This is a genomic window from Nitrosospira sp. Nsp13, assembly GCF_900101945.1.
In the GTDB taxonomy this organism is placed as follows: Bacteria; Pseudomonadota; Gammaproteobacteria; order Burkholderiales; family Nitrosomonadaceae; genus Nitrosospira; species Nitrosospira multiformis_D.
Genome location: NZ_FMVD01000001.1, coordinates 437,347 through 462,580 on the forward strand (window position 1 = coordinate 437,347; position 25,234 = coordinate 462,580).

At 54.2% G+C, this 25,234-nt stretch carries 30 protein-coding genes; 1 reads left to right on the plus strand and 29 read right to left on the minus strand.

All coding sequences use genetic code 11. From position 1 onward, the window contains the following. Positions 1–233 precede the first annotated feature (233 nt). Positions 234–1,853 (plus strand): calcium-binding protein, encoded by a 1,620-nt coding sequence (locus BLO43_RS01985; RefSeq protein ID WP_090905517.1) that lies wholly within the window; start codon positions 234–236, stop codon positions 1,851–1,853. A gap of 632 nt (positions 1,854–2,485) precedes the next feature. On the opposite strand, the gene BLO43_RS01990 is transcribed toward BLO43_RS01985, so the two are convergent. The 29 genes from BLO43_RS01990 to BLO43_RS02125 form a co-directional block, all read right to left on the minus strand. Next, positions 2,486–3,298 (minus strand): hypothetical protein, encoded by an 813-nt coding sequence (locus BLO43_RS01990; RefSeq protein WP_090905519.1) that lies wholly within the window; start codon positions 3,296–3,298, stop codon positions 2,486–2,488. Positions 3,299–3,456: 158 nt separating this feature from the next. Then, on the minus strand, positions 3,457–3,645 hold the full coding sequence (locus BLO43_RS01995; RefSeq protein ID WP_074632229.1) for a hypothetical protein: 189 nt from the start codon (positions 3,643–3,645) through the stop codon (positions 3,457–3,459). Next, positions 3,645–3,941: a hypothetical protein gene (locus tag BLO43_RS02000; protein WP_090905522.1), complete on the minus strand. Its 297-nt coding sequence runs from the start codon at positions 3,939–3,941 to the stop codon at positions 3,645–3,647. Before BLO43_RS02000 ends, BLO43_RS01995 begins: the two co-directional genes overlap by 1 nt. Positions 3,942–4,206: 265 nt before the next feature. Then, positions 4,207–5,034 carry a hypothetical protein gene (locus BLO43_RS02005; protein ID WP_090905524.1) on the minus strand — a complete coding sequence of 276 codons (828 nt, stop codon included), beginning with the start codon at positions 5,032–5,034 and terminating at the stop codon, positions 4,207–4,209. Positions 5,035–5,055: 21 nt separating this feature from the next. Continuing rightward, entirely contained in the window at positions 5,056–5,391 is a 336-nt protein-coding gene (locus tag BLO43_RS02010) for a hypothetical protein (RefSeq protein ID WP_090905526.1), read from the minus strand. Between the two features lie 129 nt (positions 5,392–5,520). Next, positions 5,521–6,135 carry a hypothetical protein gene (locus tag BLO43_RS02015; RefSeq protein WP_090905528.1) on the minus strand — a complete coding sequence of 205 codons (615 nt, stop codon included), beginning with the start codon at positions 6,133–6,135 and terminating at the stop codon, positions 5,521–5,523. Further along, positions 6,135–6,911, minus strand: a complete 777-nt coding sequence (locus BLO43_RS02020; protein WP_090905529.1) for a hypothetical protein — start codon at positions 6,909–6,911, stop codon at positions 6,135–6,137. Before BLO43_RS02020 ends, BLO43_RS02015 begins: the two co-directional genes overlap by 1 nt. Beyond that, a complete protein-coding gene (locus BLO43_RS02025) occupies positions 6,912–8,249 on the minus strand; it encodes a hypothetical protein (RefSeq protein ID WP_090905531.1) in 1,338 nt (445 codons plus the stop codon). After that, positions 8,246–8,419 (minus strand): hypothetical protein, encoded by a 174-nt coding sequence (locus BLO43_RS16635; RefSeq protein ID WP_175443816.1) that lies wholly within the window; start codon positions 8,417–8,419, stop codon positions 8,246–8,248. Before BLO43_RS16635 ends, BLO43_RS02025 begins: the two co-directional genes overlap by 4 nt. A gap of 2 nt (positions 8,420–8,421) precedes the next feature. Beyond that, complete coding sequence (locus BLO43_RS02035; protein ID WP_090905536.1) at positions 8,422–8,805, minus strand: hypothetical protein; 384 nt, start codon at positions 8,803–8,805, stop codon at positions 8,422–8,424. Positions 8,806–8,952: 147 nt separating this feature from the next. Continuing rightward, entirely contained in the window at positions 8,953–10,989 is a 2,037-nt protein-coding gene (locus BLO43_RS02040; RefSeq protein ID WP_090905538.1) for a hypothetical protein, read from the minus strand. Positions 10,990–11,043: 54 nt separating this feature from the next. Further along, the gene (locus tag BLO43_RS02045; RefSeq protein ID WP_254773278.1) at positions 11,044–11,592 is read right to left on the minus strand and encodes a lysozyme; all 549 of its coding nucleotides are present in this window, start codon (positions 11,590–11,592) and stop codon (positions 11,044–11,046) included. Continuing rightward, positions 11,589–11,876, minus strand: coding sequence for a hypothetical protein (locus BLO43_RS02050; protein WP_090905540.1), 288 nt, complete (start codon positions 11,874–11,876; stop codon positions 11,589–11,591). The genes BLO43_RS02045 and BLO43_RS02050 overlap by 4 nt, the downstream gene beginning before the upstream one ends. Next, entirely contained in the window at positions 11,873–12,178 is a 306-nt protein-coding gene (locus BLO43_RS02055; protein WP_074632239.1) for a hypothetical protein, read from the minus strand. The genes BLO43_RS02050 and BLO43_RS02055 overlap by 4 nt, the downstream gene beginning before the upstream one ends. Position 12,179: 1 nt before the next feature. Beyond that, entirely contained in the window at positions 12,180–12,356 is a 177-nt protein-coding gene (locus tag BLO43_RS16640; RefSeq protein ID WP_175443817.1) for a hypothetical protein, read from the minus strand. A 60-nt stretch (positions 12,357–12,416) separates the two neighbouring features. Beyond that, positions 12,417–12,665: a hypothetical protein gene (locus BLO43_RS02060; RefSeq protein WP_090905542.1), complete on the minus strand. Its 249-nt coding sequence runs from the start codon at positions 12,663–12,665 to the stop codon at positions 12,417–12,419. Further along, a complete protein-coding gene (locus tag BLO43_RS02065) occupies positions 12,656–12,994 on the minus strand; it encodes a hypothetical protein (RefSeq protein WP_090905544.1) in 339 nt (112 codons plus the stop codon). Before BLO43_RS02065 ends, BLO43_RS02060 begins: the two co-directional genes overlap by 10 nt. Next, the gene (locus BLO43_RS02070; protein WP_090905546.1) at positions 12,994–13,890 is read right to left on the minus strand and encodes a hypothetical protein; all 897 of its coding nucleotides are present in this window, start codon (positions 13,888–13,890) and stop codon (positions 12,994–12,996) included. Before BLO43_RS02070 ends, BLO43_RS02065 begins: the two co-directional genes overlap by 1 nt. Before the next feature lie 18 nt (positions 13,891–13,908). Further along, positions 13,909–14,532 (minus strand): phage adaptor protein, encoded by a 624-nt coding sequence (locus tag BLO43_RS02075; RefSeq protein ID WP_090905547.1) that lies wholly within the window; start codon positions 14,530–14,532, stop codon positions 13,909–13,911. Next, entirely contained in the window at positions 14,529–14,864 is a 336-nt protein-coding gene (locus tag BLO43_RS02080) for a hypothetical protein (protein ID WP_254773280.1), read from the minus strand. Before BLO43_RS02080 ends, BLO43_RS02075 begins: the two co-directional genes overlap by 4 nt. Then, the gene (locus BLO43_RS02085) at positions 14,861–15,247 is read right to left on the minus strand and encodes a hypothetical protein (RefSeq protein WP_254773281.1); all 387 of its coding nucleotides are present in this window, start codon (positions 15,245–15,247) and stop codon (positions 14,861–14,863) included. The genes BLO43_RS02080 and BLO43_RS02085 overlap by 4 nt, the downstream gene beginning before the upstream one ends. Before the next feature lie 68 nt (positions 15,248–15,315). Next, positions 15,316–16,587, minus strand: coding sequence for a right-handed parallel beta-helix repeat-containing protein (locus tag BLO43_RS02090; protein WP_254773282.1), 1,272 nt, complete (start codon positions 16,585–16,587; stop codon positions 15,316–15,318). Between the two features lie 187 nt (positions 16,588–16,774). Beyond that, positions 16,775–18,025 carry a right-handed parallel beta-helix repeat-containing protein gene (locus BLO43_RS02095; RefSeq protein ID WP_090905548.1) on the minus strand — a complete coding sequence of 417 codons (1,251 nt, stop codon included), beginning with the start codon at positions 18,023–18,025 and terminating at the stop codon, positions 16,775–16,777. Positions 18,026–18,107: 82 nt separating this feature from the next. Then, positions 18,108–18,791, minus strand: a complete 684-nt coding sequence (locus BLO43_RS02100) for a hypothetical protein (protein ID WP_254773283.1) — start codon at positions 18,789–18,791, stop codon at positions 18,108–18,110. A gap of 80 nt (positions 18,792–18,871) precedes the next feature. Further along, entirely contained in the window at positions 18,872–19,318 is a 447-nt protein-coding gene (locus BLO43_RS02105) for a hypothetical protein (protein WP_090905550.1), read from the minus strand. Positions 19,319–19,409: 91 nt separating this feature from the next. After that, positions 19,410–20,681 (minus strand): phage capsid family protein, encoded by a 1,272-nt coding sequence (locus BLO43_RS02110; protein WP_090905553.1) that lies wholly within the window; start codon positions 20,679–20,681, stop codon positions 19,410–19,412. An 11-nt stretch (positions 20,682–20,692) separates the two neighbouring features. Further along, a complete protein-coding gene (locus tag BLO43_RS02115; RefSeq protein ID WP_090905555.1) occupies positions 20,693–21,691 on the minus strand; it encodes a hypothetical protein in 999 nt (332 codons plus the stop codon). 423 nt (positions 21,692–22,114) lie between these two features. Continuing rightward, on the minus strand, positions 22,115–23,962 hold the full coding sequence (locus BLO43_RS02120; protein ID WP_090905557.1) for a portal protein: 1,848 nt from the start codon (positions 23,960–23,962) through the stop codon (positions 22,115–22,117). Beyond that, positions 23,959–25,212, minus strand: a complete 1,254-nt coding sequence (locus tag BLO43_RS02125; protein ID WP_090905559.1) for a PBSX family phage terminase large subunit — start codon at positions 25,210–25,212, stop codon at positions 23,959–23,961. Before BLO43_RS02125 ends, BLO43_RS02120 begins: the two co-directional genes overlap by 4 nt. Positions 25,213–25,234 lie beyond the last annotated feature (22 nt).

Here is a 25,234-nt window from a genome sequence, read left to right on the forward strand (position 1 = left end):
ACTGAATAACCATACTGATCCTCCGGTGTACCTTAGTCCAATAGGCAATACATTCAATACTTGTATGATTTGATCCCACAAGCGGCAGCGTTGTTGGATGTCGCACTCTGAAATATAAAATGAAAAAGTTAAAAGCATTAATCCTAATTGGTGTAATGCTTCTTTGAACTTGCTTTTAGCCATGTTTAGCCATGTCTATGCCGATATGTTGGACTACCGATTAGGAACTTGTCATGACAATAGTTACGACCACAGGTGATAGCTCTAGTTTGTTAAATGCTCAAGTTGGTGTTTTTGACGATGTTGCATACAATACGGCGTCTTTTTTTGAGCAGACTTTTTCTTATACCTATCTAGATGCTTATTATGGATCCATGATTATTGGCTATTCAAGTAATACCCAAATTCAGGGATATTCACCAAGCGCAAACGGTAATTTATCTGCAGAAGGGACCAATTTTTACGGCACAAGTGGCTCGGTAAAATTCTTAGCGTTTGATAATGGGGCTGACAATTCATATTGGATGGGTTCTGGAAATGGTAGTTTCAGAGAGAACCCATACGGTGGTATAGAACTCAATGGAAAATTTAACGAGTTAACCATCAGTTTAGATAACGGAACGAATGAAGGGCTCTATTTGAAGGGACAATTCAGCTTCGACAGCAATTTCAATTTGATTGGCAAATTCACCCAGGAAACCATTACATATGGAGATTGGAGCCTTACCTATACTGGAAATGTATCCATAGGCAGCTCCGGCCTGACAGGAACCATCAAATCAATTATGTTTTCTGATACTGCTGGCGCGTCTATTCGAGTTCAAGGTAACTTCTCAGCTTCAACTTATTTTGCTGTGGCTGATTCAGTAAATACTGTAGATGAACTGTTAAATTTGCAGATTCTTCTGGCTGGTAGCGAGACATTCAATGTTCCAGATGCGGCGCGCGCATGGCATGGCTATGGCGGCAACGACAAACTATATGGTGGTAGTCTTGATGATGAGCTATATGGGGATGAGGGAAACGATAAGCTTTATGGATATGCAGGGAGCGATCTACTTACAGGTGGCAATGGTAATGATCAGATTGATGGCGGGGACGGTAATGACTCGATTAATGGAGGTGAGGGTAATGACAAGATTATTGACATGTCAGGAGATAATCTGATCGTTGACGATATCGGCAACGCCAATATTGTTTTGGGCAATGGAAACGATGTGGTGACCACGGGCCTTGGCAATGACAAAATTGTGGCGGGAGATGGCAACAACACTATCTCTGCTGGCGGTGGTAACAATAAAGTGACGGCCGGTCTTGGAGATGACACCATCACGACTGGGGCTGGGAATGACAATATCAATGCAGGGACTGGCAATAACACCGTCTCCGCTGGGGATGGTGCTGACAAGATTAGTACAGGTTTTGGAAATGATACCCTTAATGGTGGAAATGGAAATGACACCATCATCGCAGGGGGCGGTAATGACATCCTAATTGGTGGTACGGGGGCAGACAAACTTACAGGTGGATGGGGTGGTGATCAGTTTATTTTTGACAATATTGCTCAAGGCGGAATTGATAAAATCACTGATTTCCACTCTTCTGATGGAGATAAACTGGTCTTTGATGTAAGTATCTTTACTGCCCTGTCTGGAGGAATCACCGCTGAAAACCTAGTAGTGGGTACTGGTACCATTGCAATTGCTGGTGATGGTAATGACTACCTTATTCTTAACACTCGCGGTGGCAAGCTCTATTATGATGCTGATGGAAGCGGCTTGGGGGCAGCTATTCAGATTGCGACTCTGACGGGAGTTACAACTTTGGAGTATACAGACTTCATGATAATTTAGGAGCCATGAGTCTGGGCTCAACATTTCAGTTTGCAACGCCACATGATTGGCCAGCAGAGAGTAGGCGACGACACACTCATCCTTGCCGAAATACTTGCGTGAGTAGGGGTCTCCTCGTTTTCCGTGCAATAACTGACGACTGGAAAACCTCTCTTAGTCTAGACGAGTTTGTACAATGCATTGAGTCTAAAAAGGTTTCTGTTCGCTGTTTTATCGCCTGAAAACCGCATGGATGCTAAAGCGATAACCACGCTAACAACGAAAACCGATCACCTATTGGTGTAGCTTTCCAAGCGACTAAGAAGCAGACAGAAATACTACATTAATAGACAGTTGATGCGGTCACCTCAAGCCACCACTAAATGTCGCGATAACTACCGCCATAGCTGAACTCAACCAAGCATTCACGCTCGAAACTCGTATTACAGAATAGACAGTAATGCCCCGTTTATTTAGTTAGTATTATACTAAATTACCCCGCGTCGTTACTCGCTTTGCGTACCGCCACTTTTTGCACGGAGAACGAGGGGATCCCCAAACTGGATACCGTTTTCCGCCCCCATAACGTTTATACTGTTTGCTGGCCGGATCAATAGTTTGCTTGTTGGCGCTGGGCTTGGTAAGCGCCTGATCTATCGGGAAAGTATGGACGAAGGAAAAAACCGGATCGCCAATTCCTTCAAGTTTACGTCCTGTTCAGCGCCATCCTCGAATTTGAATTTCCAGCTGCTTTGCGGATCATCCGGATTCGCTGATATCGGATCATCCGCGAGATTTATGCCCCCTTTCTTCAGAATTGCCCTGGCGCCCTTTGCATCGCCGCTTAACAGCAAGCTCAAGGCATCGGGAATGCGCTTTTTCTTTGCTTCCCAGACTTTGTTCATCCATGGCGCCATTTCCGCCAAGAGGCCATGTTTTTTGTAGATGCCTGCCATTCGCGTCAGTTCATCCGGGTCATCCAGGAGATTGCCGGTCAGCATGCGCCTGGCGATCATGTCGTCGGCCGACGTCGGTGCACCGGGACGGTGCTTTTGACCAGCGGATTCCTTGTGCAGGCTCATCAGGCCCGCACCATGATCCGCCGGGGCCACGGGAATCTCCGATTGAAGCCCGCTCACTGAATATCCCCCGGTGGATTGCCGGGAAATAGGGTTTACCTCGAGAAGCGCATCCGGGCCGGAGCTTGGCAGACCCGGTTTAAGTATGCCGGATGGCTGCTGCTGTATCGCTTCCTCCCAACCCGCGGCTATTTCATCATTGGCCGCTTTTAGCCGGTCGCGCGTGTCCTTATGATAAGCAGCCTTATCCATTCTTGCCTCGTGAATTTCCGCTTCGCGCTCATCGGCTCTCGCTATCCGCGCCGCCTGTTTCTGCCTGAGCGCCATATTCTGGCCGCTACGTGCGCCTTGCGCCAGCCCGCCCGCAAATGCACCAAAGTTAAACATGTATTCCTCCGTTCATGGTTCCCTTTATTCGCTATCGCACTATTTCAGTGCTGGCGCTCCAATCGGTCCAGCCCACCCGCAAATGCACCAAAGTTAAACATGCGTTCCTCCGTTCATAGCCGCTGCCCCATTGTTTCAGGCTGGAGCTCCATCGCAAATTACTTGAGCCGCTTGAATTCGCTTGCCCGCATGAGCAGTTCCAGCGTTGTTTCGAGTTTGATCACGCGCTCTGTCAGATTTTCAATCTTGTCCTGCTGGGTTTTGATCACCTCGCTTTGGCGAACGACCCTGTCCTCCAGCTTTATCATCGAGGTCAGGGCACCCCATACGCGATCCGTCACGCCCATCAGATAGCCTTGCCCATATTTCCGGACGCCTCAGCTTCCATTGCGGCTATCCGCTTATTGCTGGCTTCCACGAACGCCAGTACCTCGTCGATCGACTCGGATGCCCGGTCCGCGGCGGCCTTGGCCTTATCGGCAAGGATGCCTAATTCTTCATCCGCCGCGGCGGATTCATACGCCGTGGCACCGCGACGCATCAATTCCGCGACAGGAAGCCCCAGCTTCTTGGCCTTAAGCATGATCATTTCTTTTTCCTGGGGTGTGGCTTGCACCACAATTCTTTCAATCGCTGCTGCCATGAAAACTCCTTTAGTCATTAATAAGCTTATCCTGTACATGTACAGTATATGTACATCTAACGGCTGTCAATGATATTTCCGGTGTTCTCATCTTAATGGAAAGGAGTGGGGCTGAAAAAGGGCCATTAACGGGCTGGAATGTGTAACATGCATGACAAAGCGGGCATCAGCCCCTTAGTCCATGAGCCGGCTTTTCCATGGATCCGCCAGTATGCAGTGTCGATCTGTGGCGTGTACGAATGGTAGTCCGCATTACACCGCTTTTTCACAGCTTCTTCGTGATAGCGGCCGAGCCGAGCTGGCCAAGCAGGCTCCCGAGCCCCGCAGCCCCCAACGCTGAATTCTGGTTCGCTTGCCGCCACGCATCGAGTTGCCCCTGGTATTGCCCCAGCCCCAGATTGCCGGCGGACGCATTTGCGCTGGTTGCACCGCCAAACCAGTTTTGCGCGGCATTCATCCCCGCGTTGTGCAGTTCCGCGCCCGTCGCGATATTGCCCGTGGCGGAGTTGGCGGCATTAAGCGCTGCGGCATCGGCGGCAAGCCCCGTGTTCGGCATGTTGCGCCCGAATTTCGCCGCCCCTTCGCGCATTGCCATCCCCTGCAGTTCCGTATCGCGCCGAGCCTTGTTCATTGCGCCGGCGGTATCCCTGGCCAGTCCGAGGTTGATATCCTGCGTCAATGCCTGGAATCTGCCCGAGTTCGGGTTGACACCCAATCGCCCCAACGCCCGCTGGTTCGACTCCAGCGCTCCCTGATAGCCGCGCGAGACATCCGCCGCCGCTTCTCCCGCCATTCTTTCCTGGCGGCCGGGGGAGTCGAATTCGCTCGCATCCCCGACCATGCGCGCTTCCAGCGGGGCGAAAAGATCGCGATAGATTTGCCACTGCGATTCCGCACGGCCGGCATTGGCATCGCCCAGGGCAATCTGCTGGTCGACGATTTTTTCCATCAACGGGTCCTGCTTTGCAGCGCGATTTTTCTCCCAGGCCAGCTGATCGCGCGCGACCCCGGCCATTTCCCTGGCGAGTTCCGCGTTGGACATGGCGGCCTGGCCGATAAGCGGATCAGGTTTCGGCGGTTTTGCGCTACACATTTTCGACCTCCAGTATTTTGGTTAAACCATTCTCGACATGACAGTACCCGGAAGCCGGAAGAATCTTCCAGCCTTGTCCACTGTCTTCACTGAAATATTGATTTCGCTGACCCCCAGCAGAGATTCCGTATCGCGCCGTGCCCTGTTCATTGCGCCGTCGGTATCCAGCCAGGCCAGGTTGATATCCTGCGTCAATGCCTGAAATCTGCCCGAGTTCGGGTTGACGCCCGACCGCTCTAGTGCCCGCTGGTTCGACTCCAGCGCGCCACGAGAACCACGCGAGACATCCGCCACCACTTCTCCGGCCCTTTTTTCCTTGCCGGGTAAATCGAATTCGCTGGCATCCTCGACCAGCACGCTACCAGCGGGGCGCGATTTTTCTCCCAGGCCAGCTGATCGCGCGCAACGCCGGCCATTTCCCTGGCGAGTTTCGCGTTGGACATGGCGGCCTGGCCGATAAGCGGATCGGGTTTCGGCGGTTTTGCGCTACACATTTTCGACCGCCAGTATTTTGGTTAAACCATTTTCCACATGACGGTAGCCCAGAAGCCGGAAGAATCTTTCCGCCCTGTTCACCGTCTTCACGGAAATATTGATTTCGCTAACTCCCAGCAACCGCATTGCATTCTCGACATATGTCACAAAACAGTTTGCAACCCTGCCCTTGCGTGCCTCCGGCAACAGATAAAGCGTATCTTCCGTGGCGATAAGCGTTTGCGTATGTGCGCTTTTATCCAGGTACAGGGCGCAGTTACCCAGTAATCGCGTTTCGCTTCTCAGCGTGAAAAGCACGTAGCGCCCGGCACGCTCGTAGCGGATGAATGTCTCGTAATCCGGGTTGAAGGGCAGCTCGTGCCGATGTTCTTCCGTTTCATCCCAATGCGCCCGGTGCAGAGGTTCGATTTCATCGGTAATGCCTTCAATGCGTTCAACGGAAAAGGCAAGGTCCCCGTGCTGTTCCGGCTCGATCCGTTGAATATTTTCTGCTGGTATCAGCGTGGCCAGGCGGTCTGCGGCGAGACAGATATCGGCCGCCAGCTCGGGCGTGAGAGGAAGGCCCATGTTAACCTTCAGGAGTGCAAGCAATTGATGATTGGTCATCAGCTGTCCAGTCTCGCAAGAATATTTTCAACCGCTGTGCGTATTTCATTGGTGTAAGCGTAAAGCGCCTCGCATTCCGCTTTGGTCGGGGATGCCGAGAAGGTTAATGCCTGAAATTCAGGAACCCCGATCGCGTTACCCCGTCGTCCGATGACGATTTCCAGAAGGGTCTTGAGCCATTCCGGCGTTCCGGCGGGTATGCCCGGCTTCTTGACACGGATGATTCTGTCCATGCCGGTCATGAGACCGGGTTCTAAAACCGTCCCGATTTGGGCGATTACGCCAGTCCCGCCAGGATTCACCTGCATCGAGGGCGCGGCCGCCAGATTCCCGCTGCTGAGGCTCATTGCGCTCGCCTCGCCCGGATTGGCCTGCGTGGATGCCGCCCCTGCCAGTACATGGACTTGCGTAACAGCGACAGCGATTGATGGATTGACCTGCATCGATGCAGAAACAGCCAGCACATGGGGCTGATCTATGGCTGCCACGCTGCTGACATCGGCCTGAGCGGCGTTGGCGGCAACGAGATCATTGACTGCGCTCAGTGTGATAGCGCCGGTGCTGCCGGCATTTGCCTGGATCGCACTCGCTTCGGCAAAAGCATGCGCCTGAATAATCCCTGCCGTGCCGCTGGTGTTAGCTTGCGTGGAGTTCGCACCGGATAGGCTGTGTCCGGTGGACACCGTTTCATTAACGAATGCGCCACCGGGTATCTGTGCTTGCCGCGTACCGGTTTCGTTAACGAAAGGCCCGCCCGGTATCTGCCGTTGGGTCATCTATGCGACCGTTACCAGCGGATCGACATATATCGTGTAGCTGGCTTTCCCCATGTAGACCCGCACCTGGATAAAGCCCTTTTCCTGCGGGGTGAACGTCACCGATAGTTTCTGTTTGTTCGGGTTTGACAAGCCAGATGTTGTCCATGTGACCGCGCTTGACGACTGCGCCGCCGCTGAGGCCAAAACATCTGATTTTGAATCGCTTATTGTTGAACCGAGCGGAAATCCCGAGGTTCCCAATTGCTGGACCTCCAGCCACACTTCATCGTCATTCAGCGCGGTCGTGCTGTCATGGACGATCTCAACCGTTGCGGTTAGCGGGCTCCCCACAGTATCGTTCCAGCGCACAATCGCCGGCGTGCAAAACCGGCCCGATAAAAAATTACAATTTGCCGTACTCGTCAACTTCCACGACAGCGGGGTCGTGCCATCGCTTGCGCCGCCAGATCTGACTATCGTCGTTTCCTGAATCAAATCCCCGGCAAAGTCTGAGATCCATATCCGGTAATTCGTATCGGCTGAGTCGCAGTTGTACATCGCTGCACGGAATGTCGCCAGTCGGGTGCCTGTCGCGAGCAGGCCGGACCACGGAGACGGTGAAGCTGGCAGCTTGCAGTTAATAAAAGTTATATCCAAGCCATTCGCGATCAGGCACAGGTTCGCCGCTGCGGCAAGGCCTGACAGATCAACATTTCTGATGACCGCCACAGCAGCGCTCGCAGTTGCGCTTGTAAAGAGCGAAGTCACATCTGTGCCCCCGGCGACAATGCTTCCACCGTCCCATTCAAAGAAACCGCCGTTTACTGATATTGCCTGACTTGTGTGTGCAAACTTAACAGTACAATCTTTCCACTTCACAGAGGAAATGATCGATCCGGAGGCATTCACGGCATATATACGGTTACCACTGTTTGATCCGCCGAGCCGGAAGCTGCAAGCCTCATAAATTTGTCGATCCCTGTCCCCATTGCCAATACGAAAAATAGCAGCATTATTGCCGTCTCCCGCTGCGAATGTAATTCCGTAAAAACGGGCATGTCCACTGATATTTATGTCACTTGCGCCCGTTGTGGATACTGTTGCGGTAGCGGCCAGCGAGGTAGGAGGTTCTGCCGCATCATTGCCACACAACACCTGTACCGGATTGGAGATTGTTCCCGCAAGCGTGATTGTCTGCGCGGTGGCCGCAGCTTCGGCATGAGCCTGAGACAGAAATATTCTGTCTCCAGCAGTATCGATAGCCACAACCCCGGCGAGTGTCGCTTTAGCTAAAGGCCACGTTGCGCCGCTATCCCCATCGCTGCCATCGGCGGACCTGACGTAACGGTCTGTCATGCGACACCTGTCATCGCAGGGCAAGCGACAGGCATCCCATCCGTATCCAGCCCGATAGCGGCAAGATGCTCGTGCTCATGCGCGAACCCAAGGTGGCCGGGATGGCGCTCACGAACCCGTATGCGACCATCACCCTGTGCAGAGTTGATCCGGCTAGATATGGCCGGCATGGTCATGTCGGTTGATTGCTGGTGTAAGTGAGCGCCGGAAAGTTGACCGTGTTGCCGCTGGTCACCACCTGATCGCTGGTTTCATCCGTCACCCAGAGCACCTTGCTCACGTTATCGGTGAAGGCAATGTGCAGATCCGGTGTTGCGCCCGAGTTTGCGGATGCCGTGCTGCTCTTCGCGCCCGTCGTGCAGACGCGCGGGTTATTGGCCGAGCCTGACAACGTATAGTCGCCGGACGCCATCGTGACCGTACAAACGGCATTTGCGACGACCGTGGCGTAACTGTCTCCCGCCGTATAGGCCTTGATCAGGATCATGCGCGTAGCATTGTTCCTGATCGCGTTCAACCCGCCGTCAAGAACATCGGAATGTGCCCATTTAGTCATTTGAGTCCCCCAATAAAAAACCGCTCGAACGAGCGGTTTGGTTAAGCATTCAGTTGAGTTTGTTTCTTGTGCCCGGCAGCAGGCTTGCTTCAACAACGAAAAGGAATAGCGAATTTATCAATACGCATGTTTTCGCGGAAATTTCGGTCAAGCCTGCTTCAGCCCATCCATGGTCTCAGCGAGCACCACTCCCGTCACTTTCACGTTGCCGGATAATGCAATCTCCACGTTATCGGACTTGTAGCCGCCCGGGAGCCGGAAAGCACGGCAGCTCTTGACCTGTCGGGTAAACTTCAGCACGCCATCCGCCCACAACTGGAATTGCAGCGAGTCAATGGAGAGGGGCGGAATCGCCTGCATTTCATCACCGTCAATCTCGTATTCGCCCAGGTAAGGATCGGCAATTCCGTCATTCATTATGCCCGCAGCAACAAGCGCCTGGTTTGCGGCAATCGCGGCGGCATATGATGCGCTGGCAGAACCGGATTCCTCCTCCGACATCTCGAAATCCGCATCGACCTTGGCCGCGCCGTAGTTCAGTGGCGGCTGGCTGATAAACCTCTTGCTCTTCCATTCATAGGCAAGCTTGGTGCCCGCATCTCCTTCCCATTGGTATATCTTTTTATCCGCCGCCACGTAGAGTTTGCCGGTCCATGGATCTGCCCATATGGCGGTTATTTTCTGGTTCACCTTGACGAATGACGCGTTCTCGGCCTTATCGATCACGAACATGAGCGAGCTGTCATCAACAGTGTAGCCGGCGTAATACCGGTTATCGGCGGATGCGGCAATGAACGATTCGGGATTAAGCTCAGCCCACTCTTTCTGCGTGAACAAGTCTTTGGTGACGATGTCCGTATTCATTCCGGCGATCACCAGCCCTTGCGGCGCCGGGTATCCTACGCCGAATGCGAAACTCGCCATGCCGCGCTTCGCCATGCACGGCCACGCCACGCCCAGTTTTTCCATACCGCCGCCCATGGTCACAGGCTCAACGCCGGTAATGGTGAAAGGGTTGCCCCGGGTCATGCCTACCAGGGTCGTGGCGGTGATCCCTATTGCAACGATGTCCTGATCGTAGGTTTGACGATAGGTGGCCGGCCATGCGTAAGGCTTGAACGGTTCCGAAAAATGCACTTCGTTTCCGGTGAAGCCGGCTGCAATCCCGTTTGCCAGAATGACAATGCCCTTCATGCCGGCTGGCGGCATGGCCCATGACGCGGAGGGAAGCACTTCTCCCAGTGCGGCATTGGTATCGGAGGTCGTATCGCTGTATGTCGAGGTTATGGCAGTGATGGTGGCAATGTAGTGGTACTCGGTACCCGCCGGGGTCGTCAGCGTGCGGTAAATCCGCTTGTTCATCCCGGTGGTATTGTGTGGCGCCATGCGTGCCCAGGTGCCGCCTGCAATAAAAGTTTGAGTGGTCGAAAGCGATACGGCCACCTTGCGTGTTGCGGGGTCCACGCTCACGAGGATGAATGTGGCGTTGAGGTCCGTCATGCCGGTCACAGTCGCAAACGTGACGGTTTCGCCAGCGCGCAATCCAAAAACCGAATCAAGCGTCACCTGGGCATATCCGGCCGACGGCGTATCCTTCACCGCGGCTGATACCGCACCGGAATTCGGCGGCGCGGCGTCCATGGCGGTCAGCGCCCAGGTAGCGTCAACCTTTCCGGTTATGACAATCGAAGGGGGAGATGGCGCAGACTCTTCTCCCCATTGCGTGACGAAAGTATATACGTAGGAGCGAGTAACACTGACCCCCGCACCGCCAAAGGGCGTCACGGCCGCCGCGGTAACCGGGGGCGTCACCCCCAGCACATAGCAACCGGACGGATAAGGCCCGGCACCCACGGTCGCCATGTCGTAATCCGATGCACGAGGCTCGCCGTCGCCGGTGTAATAGAACCGTCTGGCGGTATTGCCGGCAACAGGGGAACGCGCCACGTCCACGTCCTTATCCCATGCCAGCCATTTTTCGTTACCATCCTTCTCCATGCGAAACATGGATTTTATGTCATTGCCGATGACGGGCGAAAATACATGCAGCGAGCCATTCCTTGGACGCAAGTCGCCGGATGTCAGGTTGCAGTTCGTCGCAACCTGCGCCTGATTCGGCGCAAGCAACTGCTTTGCCAGCCTCGGCACAAGCCCGGAAAACCCGGCGATTCTGAATGCGGTCATTATCCTAGATCCGGCAACTGGACACGGTGGGGTGCAATCCGCTCAAATGAGCGGTCAGCCACTGGATTCGGGATTCATGCCACCCAATGATTGGAGCGATTTTTTCCCCTCGCATATGGCTCGTTCCTCTGCTCGTCTTTTTACCAGGCCCGGCAATACTTTCCTGCCTGGTCCGTATTTGAACGCCTCGATGCGCTTGCAGGCTTCCGCATATTTCCCGGCGTTGATCAGATCAATCAGATTGGGCGGCTTCCCCGGCTTTGCCTTCTTGCAGAATGTGCCGACGCCGATGTTATAGGCGAGCGACACATACGCCTCATACTCATGCTGATACAGCGGCGCGGTCACGCACTTTTTCACCCCGGCCGCGTAGACGCCCTCGACTTCGTCGAGTAACCGCACCAGCGAACGAGTGGGCGTGGTCCTGTCACCCATCCTGACACCGGCGGTCGTTCCAAAGCCGATAGTGGGCACATCGCCGGGTGCGGGGATATAGGCCTCGTCCTTGTAGTCTTCATGCAAGGCGATTCCGACGAGGGTCGACGCCGCCAGCACCATGACCGCAATCGTGGAGCGAACCTGCGTGGGAGACGGATTAATCATTTGGCATTCTCCTGGAGGCAGTCAAGTTTCGCTTTTATGGTCGCCTTCAAATCGCCGGCATCGAGATTCGCGCAGGGCGAGACGTCGGATGTGGATGGCGCCACCGGCCTGGGTTTCAGCTTGCGCCCCTCGGCCCGGCTTTCCGATGCTTCGGGATTTGCCTCGAGAGTTTTCACGGGATTTGCCACCGGGGGGGTGGACTGTTCAACAGCATGATCATCTATGGGTGCAGGCGTGAATATGGTGCAGGACGCCAGAAACAGGACAGCGACGAGGTACCTCATTGTTTTCTCCCGCGAGGCCACTGCTCGATGATTCTATCGAGCTTTTCGTTAAACTCCTTCATCGTTTCCCGCTGCTCGACTCTTACGGATTTGATCTCGTCGCTCAAACGCTCATTGGTTCTCTCCTGATACAGCTCTCCGCGTTTCAAGCTGGCGATATCATTCTGCACCGCGTTGTAAGTCGCCACACCGGATGCAAGCAGACTGGCTATTGCGATAATCCCGCCGAAGGATAGCGTGGAAGTGGATGGGCCGCGCCGCCGCTCGGGTTTGTGATCGCTGTCAGGATCCTGGCTTGCCATGTCAGAACAGGTTCCACAAGACTACGATCACCATTACCGCAGCGACGGCGAGCAGGATCGCGCCCGTCCACTTCGAAGCCCGCAGCTTGTCGAGAAATCTGTCCGCGCCTGCATCAACCGCCGCATTTTGCTTCTCGATTTCTTCCTTGATACGCTTGCGCTGGAACTGGGTCATCATGAACCTCCAATAAAAAAGGCCGCATATGCGGCCTTGTTGAACATCGTTTAAAAAGCGTCTTTAATCTCTGCCACCGTGGGTAGTGGACAGCACAGACGGCTGCGATGCTGCTGCCCAGCGATCAACTATCCACTGGAAAGCTGTAATGGCCTCCAGAGGGGCGTTTGCCGCAGTGTCGTACTCGATATGCCCGCTCATGCCATTCCACTGTATCGCACGAATTTCCGGCGGTAATGCGGACAGATCGACCTGCCGGAACAACCCATCCACCCCGACCACGCCATCGTCCCGAATGATCGTTATTCGCATGCCTTGCCCTCCCCTTGCAATAGCTTTTGTTGTGTTGCCACGAATAATGCCTCCTGCACCTGTTGCGACTGCGCGCTCCGCTTCACCATTTCATTGCGGAATGACTCGGTGGCCGCCACCCCCTTGCGTGATTCGTTGGCTGTATTGATCATCAACGCGGGCATCCAGGCAATGGCGCAGCCCCAGTTGCCGGTTTCCTCGCCGGTATTCATATCGACCCCGCGTACCTGCACATACCAGGGGCAGCGGTAAAGCATGGGTTTTCCCGCCTCGATCTTGATCTCCTCGCACTTTGCCCCGAGCGGACAATCGGCAATCCGGGTCTCCATTAATTCTTGCTCGCCAGGATCATGTCGATATATTGCACAGCGAGGTTAATGGCGGTACCCGTGAATGCATGATTATGGGAACCACCGCCACCGGTGCCTCCATCTGTCGATGGGGTTCCTTGTATGGATCCCCCGCTACCCCCACTAGGGTTCGCCCCTGCGCCAGCAGTGTTATACACAGACAGTCCATGCGTATGCCAGGGTATTTGGGCCGCCGTCAGTGTCGTTGCGCTATTCGAACCGGTAACCGCCTGCAAGGCGAAAGCGCTGGTAAACGCCACCGATCCGCCCGATCCGCCCCCGGTCCCGCCGACGATCCGCATTGCCTTGTTGTGGTGCGTGGTTACCTGCGTCCAGCCGACGGGTGCCGCAGCCTGAAAAAATGCCATGACAGTGCCGGATGGAATCAGCGTAGCCGCAGCGGCCCCCAGCGTCGTACGCGCCGCCACCGCATCCGTATCATCCAGCAAGGTTCTGGCAAACTCGCTCAGGCTGGTCAGCGCGGCGGCGCCCTCACCGGGGAAGTACGGCAGGGTATCGGCGGATGACGCAAGCCCGCCCAGGGCGATGAGGTTGGTATTGGATAATGACTCTTCCAGCGCCGCGCGGGTGATACCCGCCACAAAATAATCGCCTGCCGCCCAGGTTCTGGCCGTGGTGCCGTCCAGTCCGCGTCCGCCTGCGGCGATGGTGAAGCTGTCCATGCTGCGGATGTCGATTTTCACGATTTCCCGGTTACCGGAAGCATCCTTGAAGGTTCCATAGAAATAATCACCCGCACCGAGTACCGGAAAGAAAATACCTTTACCCGCCTCCACCGTGAAATTCAAGCCTGCCGTTCCATCTGGGGCGGAACCGACTTTCGCCTTGCCGAAATTTGAAAACTTGAGTCCCATTCCCATCCCCCGTTTTACTTATCTTCTGGCCATGATCGTGGTTCGCAGCGGAGCACGCGTGTAGCTTCTGGCCACGCGCATGCCCGCCGCCGCCGTGCTGATGCCGAATTGCCGCTGGTGGTGGGTGGCGAGTTGCGCATTGGTATAGGGCTTTTCAGGCGAAAGCATAAGCTGCGCCAAGGCGCCATGAATAATGGATTCCCGGAATTCATTGAATAACGCATCGTCGATTCCCGTGCTGCTTGCGGATGGTTTTAGTGCTACCACCATAGTCAGGATTCCGGCCGTATCGGGGATCGGCACCAGTATGGCCACCGTTGCACCGCCCAGAACATAGAGTGGCGTACCTGACTGATTGCGCCAGTTCTGGATGGTTATGCCGGATTCTCCCGCATGGGTCTCGATTTCCTCTCCATTCAGTACCGCATGGGTAACGCAATGCACGGCGGCGCCCGCCGGTGGAAGGAAGGCGTACTCCGCTGTTCCGGCTATTACCGGGATATCGGGATGGTTAAACCGCCAGGCCAGCGATTGTTCGCAAAACACCATGGCAGATTGACGCAGGGCGTTATCAACCATCACGAACGGGCAGCCCGGCAGACCCGGCATGACCAGGTCATAAAAATCACTCCATGGCTTCATAATGCCGCCCCTGAGGCAAAGAGCTGCATGAACATGGCCGCGCGCCCGGCGTTAATGTATTCATCGTCAGTCATCTCAGCTCTTGCCGTGACATAATCCGCCAGGATTTGCACGTACTCGCCGGAGAGCGGGAATACATCGGTGAGCAAGTGTTCGCCGTGGGGCGGGTTGTCAAATCGACCTGCGAACAGATCCGGGCGCCGCATGAAGATTTGCAGCATTCCGTGATTGGCAAACGATAATAAAGCGGCATCCGGATACCGGTCCTTACCCGCATCGTTGAGCGGAATTCGCGCGAGATCGACGGCGGACTGATAGGTAAAGGCCATCATTCACCCCATTCAACCTGATGGTGCCTGGCAAACAGGTCGATGAGCTTGTGCCGGATAACGCCTTCATTCTGGCGTTTGTCCAATCGTTCGTTGTAATTACGCGCGGCGTACTCGACCATGGCTTTTTTGTCCATGGCATGGAAATCAACCACCGGCAGCGGCTCTTCAACCGATTTCTCCTCCGGCGCCAGCCCGATTGGCTCGTCTACTTTAAGCGCGCATGGTGCTTCTTCCTTTTCCCGCGCCCAGGTATCGGAAAACGCTAAAAGCCTTTCGGCGACCTCGGCGGTTACGTTTCTGACTTGTCCCGGTTCCCAGTGCAAACCAACGTTATTGATGCTGTCTTTTTTAACGCAGGCGCCTACGTATTTCACTTGAGGCATATCAGGCTCCATAAAAAAAGCGATCCAAAGATCGCCTCATTACTGCTGTTTGCTATTAAAGTCGCTTTTCAGCGTTGTGTGATTGCCAGATACTTCCTGGTGACCGACAAATCATCCACCGCGCCAATGTTGGGCGGATTATAAAACTGCTTTCCGTAAAAATCCTTTCCTCCCACATAAGTTCCCGTCCTTTTGACGGTTACGGTCTGCGGTCGATAATGCGCGTCGACTTTCGCATTGCCGTCAAGATGGGTGTAATTTGTTGCTTTGGCATACGCGAGGACAGGGGTGGAACCAGTGGACTGTATAAGATTGTTCATTGCCACATTTTTGGTACCGAGAAGCTCTATGGCTCTCTGATGCGCCATGATCGTATTCTGCCTTGCATTAACCGTCGCACCCGATGTGCAGCCTATCCCTATCGTATTGCCACCCTGTCCCATCACAATATTGCTGTCGATATCCGCGGTACTTGTAGCACCCAGGATATAGATGCCTTTATCCCCGATGAGCTTATTCCTGCGGATCTTGACGCCAGTCACAAAATTCACCGATAACGCTCCCGCCCCTTCCGCATTGCCGATCAATTCGCAATCTTCAACAACAATATCGCTCGCAGAAATCAGAACACCTGTTCCGAGCACCATGGGCTGCTTCTGGGTATTATTCGAATGATCGAGCAGGCATCTGCGCCAGCGGGAATTAGACCTGCAATAATGATGCGCGATGCAATCGCCCAGACCTCCACTGGTATTATTGATTCTTCTGACTACGATATCTTCGCCTGTTACACTGCCGGCATGGCATATCCCATCGCCAGCGCAATCCTCAATCAGAATATTGTTATATCTCACGCCTGACCCTTGAATCCAGATTGCAGCCAGGTCATACGCATAAATATGATGAATATACAGATTCTTTAACTGGACAGCAGTTACAAAATCCACTTTCTGATCGACGGTTCCGGTGGAGTGCCCCTCATAAATTCCATAATTCTGGCAGTTGTAAACCTCGAAGCCATCCATCAGAACGTTATAGCGATCCTGCATGTTAATGCCTATGGTATTCCCATTGCCATTGACCCTTGCCGCACCCTGAATGCCGGTGATGCGCTCACCTGTCTGGGCACGGTAAACGCCCATTATTATCGGCGCCGTAGCGCTTGCGCCATTCCTGCTGCATCCGATGGTTCCGGTAAAAATAGTACCCTGTTTTTGCAAAAGAACATCGCTGCTGCCTGCGCCTGCAGCGGCCCACGCGCTGCTCCAGGTATTGAACGGAGAGGCAAGGCTGCCCGTACCATTCGTTGATGCTGTGGGATCTACACAGTATGTAGCCATTATTCAGTATGGTTCTGTAATTGAGGAAATACACCGCCAGTGACCTTGATTTCTTGACCCGATTTCCCGAGAAATCGAGCAAACGGAGGAGTTCCAGCAAAATCTTGCAAGAACTCCCCGTAAAAATCATATGACAGTCATGGTTGGATTTCCTGGGAGGAGCCGATTATCCCCATTGCGGGTTCAATTACTTCGTGGCAAACGATAGCTCATCCACCGCTCCGATATTGGGGGGATTGCTAAACTCACTACCGTAATAGTCCTTTCCTCCAAGATAAACACCGGCCCCTTTCACTGCGGGCGTTTGCGGGCGGTAGAACAGATTGAGCGCGGGGTCGCCCTCGACATTGGTATAATTATTCGCTTTGGTATACGCGATAATCGGCGAAGGACCGGTAGAGTAGACGATGTTATTTTTCGCCATGTTGTTAGTCCCGGTAAGCTCTATACCCCTTTGATGGCCGATAATAGTGTTATGCCGTGCATTGACCGTTGCACCCAATGTGCAACCAATGCCAATGGTATTTCCACCCTGTCCGATAATGATATTGCTGTCGATATCGGCAGAGCTGGTGACTCCCAGAACATAGACCCCCTTGTTCCCGGTGAATTTATTCCTGCGGATCGTAACCCCGGTTACAAAATTTACCGATACCAGCCCAGCCCCTTCCGCACTGCCAATAAATTCGCAGTCTTCAACAACAATGTCACTCGCAGTAATCAGAACGCCCGTTCCGAGCACCATGGGCTGCTTCTGGGTATTATTGGAATGATCAAGCGAACATCTGCGCCATACGGAATTGGATCTGCAATATTGATGCGATATGCAATCACCCAGACCTCCCGCGGTGTCGTTGATCCTCCGGATAGTGATGTCTTCGCCGATAGCGCTGCCGGCATGGCATATGCCATCACCGGCACAATCCTCGATCAGAATATTGTTGTATTTAACGCCTGAACCCTGGATCCAGATTGCGGCCAGATCATATGCAAATATATGATGCACATATAAATTCCTAAACTGGATAGCGGTCACATAGTCGGCCTTTTGATCCAGGGTTCCCGTGGGATGTCCTTCGTAAATCCCATAGTTCTGACAATTGTAAATCTCGAAGCCATCTATCAGTATGTTGTAGCAATTTTGCAGGCTGATGCCGATGCTACCGCCATTGCCATTGATCTTCGCTGCCCCTCTTACCCCCACGACACGTTCTCCGGTAATGGCGTTATAAACGCCAACAACAATTGGAGCGTCGGCGTTTGCGCCATTTTTACTGCATCCGACGGTGCCGGTGAAAGTCGTGCCCTGTTTTTGTAAAAGTACATCGCTGCTACCAGCGCCAGCCGCGGTCCAAGCGCTGGTCCAAGTATTGAAGGGTAGGCCGAAACTGCCCGTGCCATTGCATGGAGCAGTCGGATCTACGTAATATGTGGCCATAATTTTTATTCCTATAAAAAAATTTAACAACGAATAATAAGCTGCCGCCCTTAACTGAATTGCATACAGACGGCTAACCTGCTCAGTCTCCCAGGAAATGCAGAGCCCGGTAGTACTCCAACACCAAACTATCCCCGCTACTCGCCCTCTGCCCGATGAGTTCGACAGTGTTGGTCACGGAGAAATCGATTGTTGCAACTGCTGGAAAACCTGCTCCGGCAGAGAAATAACCAGAATTTGCAGAGTACGGAAGAATCTGCGAATTCAGGGAATTCCGGTTTATCATTACCCACAACGGGGCCTCCGCCATGGCGGTTGTGCGCGTCACGTTAAACAGCACGGTCCCACCTATGGCAATTCTCAAAAACTTGTTGTTCGCGCTGCTGGTGAATGTCCATAGCGGTTCAATCTGCAGGATACTGTTAACCCCCAGCGTTCCGGCTGGAATGGGAAATGATGCGAGTACCTCATTGATACCGGCTGAAGTGCATGGTGCCGCAACCGCCGTACTGGACAATACTTCGATCGAGCGCGAGATTATCGGGTAGGTATCGCCGGCGTTTCCCACCAATCCACCGATGTCGCCGAATGAATCCGTGGTTAGCCATACGTCAGAGGCCGCCTCTACCCAGGAGTCCGGATATGCCAGCAGTCTTTCCGCGTCTCCAAGGGTCATATTCCGCGTTTGGCCCGGTTCCCAGCTCATCAGCGATCCGGGTATGGAATCCACCTTACGAACCGTTCCGATATACCTTACCAGTGGCATTTCGCCTCCTCAGACGTACCAGGCAGCCTCTTTTCTGCTTTTGCATAGACGCCACCTGGTATTGTTTGCGATGATCTGACTTACTTGATTCCTGCCGCATCGCCCTTGACGATCGCGGTTACCTTGCCCGCTGCGAATGTTGCCGCTGCCGCCGAAAGCGTGATGGTCAGAAATACCGGTTTCTCGAACTTGATTGGCTGAAATGCCAATGAAGTACGCCCGGCTGTATTGAGAAAGGTTTTTCCTGCCGCGGCAAAATAGTCATCGACGGCTGCAGGCCCATCCGCCGCATTGAGCGGCGCATAGCCTACCTTGCAGGCGATAGTTGGGGAAACATTCGAATCGAGATCATCATTGACGATGTCAACGTCAGTCACATCCGTGCCGGCTGGAATGATGACGGAACGATAGATGTCACCCACGGCGCCAGCGGTCGGTGTCACCGAGCCATAAACGACGGTCGTATTGCCATATCCCCCCATGTGACGCGATTTGCTGTACAAATCCGGTGCATTGAAAGTAGCCATGGTAAAAAACTCCTTGAGAATGAATGGACGTGAAGGCAGAGGAGCGTTGAAAAGACTCCGTTTATCTGTCCTGGATTAAAAAGCTGCGGAATTAAAGAGAAACGACGGAATCGACCGCAATTACGCCGAAGTCGGTCGGTACCTTCGTGCCGGTACCGTCATTGATCGACAGGCGTACTTTGCCCTTGCCGCATACCCGCTCACCCATGACCTCCAGATTGCTCTCAAAGTTGTACCAGTGTTCCTTCCAGCCGAACTGCATGCCGCTGACCCCTGTTTTGCCGTAAGCCACCCCAAGTGCTTGCGCACCCAGCAAAAGGCCGCGCTCGACGGCATAACCGGCGCTCAGCGAGGCATTGATGGCCTGGTCGGTTTCGGCTGCGGTCGCCGCATTGGCGGCGGTGACGACTTTCGTGTTTTCGCCGGGCAGAAAACGAATGGCCCGCTCGTTTTTTATTACCAGAATACCGTTCCACATGCCGGCCTCACCGGCAAACAACGGATGGCGGGTATCCAGATAGGCGGCGCGATTCACGGCGTTCTGCTGGAATGCCCGCAGAGAGCCTTCGGCCAGCAATATCGAATACTGGTTCGGCGTGGCGAGAAATACCCACATTTTCGACGTCTGTGCCGCCCGGTCGCCGGCAAGCTTCACTGACTGCAAGGGCTGGTCCATGTCGTCCAACCGCTTGCGCAGATTATCCAGATGCATCAATTTGAATTGATCGGTGGAAACGATGGACCCCAATTGCTGCCCACCGGCGGTAAGGTTGGCGCCGTTCACGACGAAATGCCGGTTATAGGTCGGTGCCTTGACCGGGTTTACCATAACCGAAGCGAAATTGGCGCTGCTCTGGAGCGGTATCGTCCAATCCGTGCCGATCTGCGACCCGCGCGAGCCCGCCAGATGCACCAGCGATTCCTGCGTATCGAAGCGCGGGAAATAACCGGATAGCTGCGCCAGCGCGATCTCACGCAGGTTATGCTTGGTGCGTTGCTGCGACATGCTGCCGCCCGCATCGATCACCTTGCTCGCCAGATCGATCTTGATTTCCATCGAAGAAAATGACAGCGTGTCGCCCTTGCCTTCGCGATTGATATCTCCCATCAACGGTTCTCCGCTGACGGTATCGACCAGATCGAGCGTAACGATATCACCGGCATTTTTCATCAGATTGTCAATCCTGACGATCGGCATGCCCGGTTGCGTCTGCCCGGCGATCTTCTCCATCGCGGCGGATGGTTCCACCGGCCCAGCCAGATTCTCCATCGCCGATGCGCCCTTCAGGGTATTGGCAAAAAGTGCGGCGCTATAATGTTTCACCGCAATCGAGCTGCCGCTTGCTACATTGGTTTCAGCCATTTCATATATCCTTAGTCAAGTTCGGATCTCAAGGCTGCCGCCTGTTGCGAGGGCATCTTCATCAATTGCCTGGCCAGTTCATGCGGACTCAGGTTCTCGAGTTGCTCACGCTCGGAAGCGGGGTTTACGCCTCCTTGAATATCCGATAGGGTTGTGGGTTTCCTGGCCGGCGCGCGCTCAAGCTTTGCTTTTGCTTCGGCTTTTGTTTGCTCGGGATCGGTTTGTTTCTTTGGTAATGAAGCTTCTGGCATAATCGCCCTGACACGCCGGACAACTTCCTCAAATCTTTCGGAATAAGGCTTTGCAGCCCACTTGCCGCTCGTTCTCAGAATCTCATCCTGTTTGATGGCTTCATCCCACGCTTGCGGATCGTTGCTTTCCCAGTACACCAGATCAGAGTTATTGTCCTTGGCCTCGGCTACCTGCTCTTCAATGCGCAGTTGTCTCGTACGATCGGATTCCTCCTTTTCGCGTTTCAGTTCCGCAAGTGTTTTTTCAAGCTTTTCGCCTTGCCTGCGGCTTCCTTCAAGAACAGCGCTAACCACCTGGTACAGCTCGGGCATGTCTTCCTTGATACGCTCCAGGTGCACGTCGATGGCTTTATCGGCCAAGGTGATGCCGGCACCTGTTGCGTTTTCCTTTTGCTGCAGAAGCGCCTCCAGTTTTTCAGCCGCTTTGTTGCTTTCCAGCCGTGCGGCCTGTAACTGTTCGCGTAGCGCCGAGTTCTCCACCCGCAGTTCCTTGTGCTTCTCATAAGGGATCACGCCTTTGCCGCTCTTGTTCAGAACGACCGGCATATCCTCCCCCACGGCGGACGGCACACCACTGGTCGAGTCATTGAGCGCGTTCCGCTTCTCCTCCTGTCCGGGCTCGTCTTTTGCCCTGGTTTTTTCCTCCTCCTTCTGATTGCCCAGAATTTCTGAGAGACGGTCCGGGTCGCTCTCCAGCATCTCGATCTGTTCCGGCGTCAGATTTGCAATTTGTTCATCCGTAAGCTGATCTACTTCCATCGCCGTTTTCTCCTACTGCTTAACCCAGTGAGCGGGCCGCCCGGGTATGAGCGGGTTGATAAAACTTCGGTATTGCCGTAAGCGCGCTTGAGTTATCCGGAAATCCGGATAACTGAGTCTGGCAGTCCGGGAACGAAAAAGCCGCTCGAAAGCGGCTGGGGAGCGGGTGGATATAGGATGGGCGCGTTTGATTCTCCGGCTTGCTATCTTGAGCAGGCCCGCGGAATCCGTATCAATTGATAATCTCTTCCGCCACAGAGTCCTTTATATCGGTATCCAGTAGCGCCGCATGAAAATCTCTTTTCTTCATGATCATAAGATAATCATTTAATATTATTAAATATCTTCATGTTTAATATAATGTTATTCATATTTTAGATCGGCATTCGGATGACTCTTTACCGCCTGAGTCATCACTTGGAGCTATTGCTGCGTGGCAGCCTGGAATGGTTGGCGCATGACGAGTGCCTGCTGATCCTCTCCTATACCACCCGCCCTGCGCAACTGATCAGCCAGTTCATGCCGGTTCGGCACATCGGATAGTTCCAGAATGGCCGGATACAGCACGGCCTGGTATGCAGGCGGTGCCGCCTGCACGATCTGGGTGAAAGCTTGCAGCTGCTGTGCCCTGAAACTCGGCGTAGCCGGTATGTCTTCCAGCACGATCCTGACCTGGGCGGTCTCGATATCGTTCTCGATCACAGGGCCGGAATGGGTCATGACTTCGCGGTTGAAATAAACCGTCTTCTGTTTGTTGCCCCGCTTCACCGCTATGGCCGTCTGCCTGCCCAGCAAGTCATACTTGATGAATGCCAGAAGCTGTTGTCCCACCAGCCGCCGGGCATAGCGGAAATTATCGTTGGGTTCCGCCAGCACGGTGGAGCCCTGCTCCACCAGATTGTTGATAGCAACACCGCTCGCGGCCTGCGTCGATGCACCAAGCATTGCCCGGTACACGCCGCTCACCGCTTCAATCCTGTGCTTGCGCTCTTCCACCAGTTGAAACACCTGCGCGGCCAACGCATGCTCGCGCGTCACCTTGAATCCGCCTGCATTCCTGCGCTGGGCATTCAGAACGGTCATCGAGCGCAGGCTGCTGATGTTGTGCGCAACCTCCTGATAGGTATTCTGGCTCAAATCGAGCGCATCGTTATCCACTTCGACTTTTACCGAATTCAGGACTTCGTACAGCAAAATATCCAGATCGAGGATCTGATCCTGCGGTCCCCGCATATCGCGAATCAATCCATACGGTACCCGGCTGCGGTCCTTGCGGAAGCACCAGAACGGGACATAGGGAAAATCACGATGCGGCAGCGGGCTGGGTACATCCATTAATTTGTGCGGTCCCAGCCAGATTGCCACGCGCATTCTCGGCAGCACGGATCTCTGAACGTGCACCAGGCCAGCGCTGAGCGCTGCCTCATGGTATGGATTATCTTCGCGGTATTCAATCGCCTTGCCGTCGGGCAATACCAGAACGTAGGCATCCTCGAAATGCCGGTACCACAGCTCGGATAAACGTACCATGCCCGAGTTGCGGTTGAGGTAATCCTCCTGGCTATGCCCCCACGTCTGGCCCCATGCCTGCTCGATTTCGTATGCTCTGGCCATGCCCGTATCGGCGCCGTCGTATATATCCAGATTATTCCAGCCGTTCCAGCTATTGCCGATAAGCGCCTGCTGTTCTGGAAACGTCCTCGCCACCTGCGCACGGTCAACCCACTTGTCGCGCCTTAAATAGCGCGCATCCGACAGATCCGGCTCCTTCGACGTCCAATCCCACCAGATTTCGTTGCGATGAATCTCCCGCACCCGGTACGGATACCTGAGCGGATCGAATTCGCGTGAGACCTCAACCCATCCGACGCCTGCCCGGATCATGCTGGAATAAGCGTCAGACATTGCCCTGTCCGCCCTGGATTCCGCTTCGACCTCCTTGATTTTCGCAGAGAACCCCTCGGCAATCTCGGCCTGCTGCTCATCGTCGGACGTGATCTTGTAATCCGTGCGGCTGCGCGCCTCGATCCCCAGCACGGCATTGATGGTCGGCTTGATCAGATTCGAATCCTGCGGTGGAATACCCGCCTCTTTCAGGCGCCGGATTACCTCGACGCTGGTCTGCGCGCCGTCGTAATAATCGCAATCCGTATCCGAATCCAGACGCCACTTCGGCTGATTGCGAATATCCCGGCAGATCCCGCTGTATGCCTCGACCGATATGTCCGCCGCTATCTCCGCCGTATCCACCCTGCCAGTATCCAGGATCATGCGCGCCAGCCTTTCATGCTGATGCCGCGCACACTACCGGCCGGCTTGTCGTCTTCGGTGGACACGGCAAAGTAGCGGAATGCGTCCGCGGCATGGCTATGGTGATCGTGCAGCGGCCTGCCACTGAGCTGCCTTGTGGCCGGATCGACATCGAACCGGTAATGCCGCAGGCTCTGCAGTCCTTCCGCACACTTCGCTTCATCGAAATAACAACGGTTGAATATCGTTCTGGCAGCGTTGATGCCATCGGAAATCGAGAGATTCGGCACTATCCTCACCTTGCGCCCGGCCGCGATCATGATTTCCTCCACGCTTCGACCCGTGGCCAGTGTTTTGGCCCTGGCATCATGCGGCAGCCAATCCATGCCATATAAATATCCCCTATCCTGCAGCACATTGATGTAGTGTTGTATTGGCATCTGATTGTTGCTGTAATAATCGATTAATCTGAGTTCGCCGCCGACAGTTTGCGCAAACCATATGCTGGTGTTGTCCGCCCAGCCCAGATCGAAGAAGGTATGCACCGGTTTTGCGGCGTCGTAAGGTACATGCCTGATACGGCCTTCTTCCTGGGCCAGCCTCAACTCCCTGGCGTAAATCGCGCCGTCCAGCGTCACACGGCAATGACCCTCCCAGACATTCAGGTACGCGTCGGGATCCCTGATTTTCAAGTCGTCCTTCTCGCGCAGCAACGTATCCGGAAACCACGGATTGTCATTCCAGTTGATCTTTACAACAACTGCTCCCGCCGGCGGATTGATAACAAACCGCTGATGCGTTTCGTCGGTCTCCAGCTCCGGGTTGTAGGTCACCCAGATTTCCGAACCTTGCTTGCGGACAGTGGGAACAAGCGTGTCCCAGCTTGGCTTGCTTACCGCCTGAGCTTCTTCCACCCAGACCCGGTCAATGCCCTCGAACGACTTTATCCGGGTGATGTTGTTACGCAACCCGGCAAACAAGAATTCGGAGCCGTTTCTACCCAGAATGATGTTGTTCTGCACCTCGTAAAATGATTCCAGGCCGATTTCAACAATCTGGGACTGCAACAAGTGATGCACCGACTCGATGATTGAATTCTGAAACTCACGTGCGCAGAGTATGCGCAGCGGTGCGGCGGCGGCTTGTATCAGCAATGCTCTGGCAACACTCCATGACTTTGCGCCGCCACGGCCGCCATATAAAATCTTGTACCTTGCCGCTTCGAACAGAAACCGGAGTTTTTCAGGAAATTCCGCCTTGTGCGCGGTCATGCCGCTATCGAATAGTCAGGAA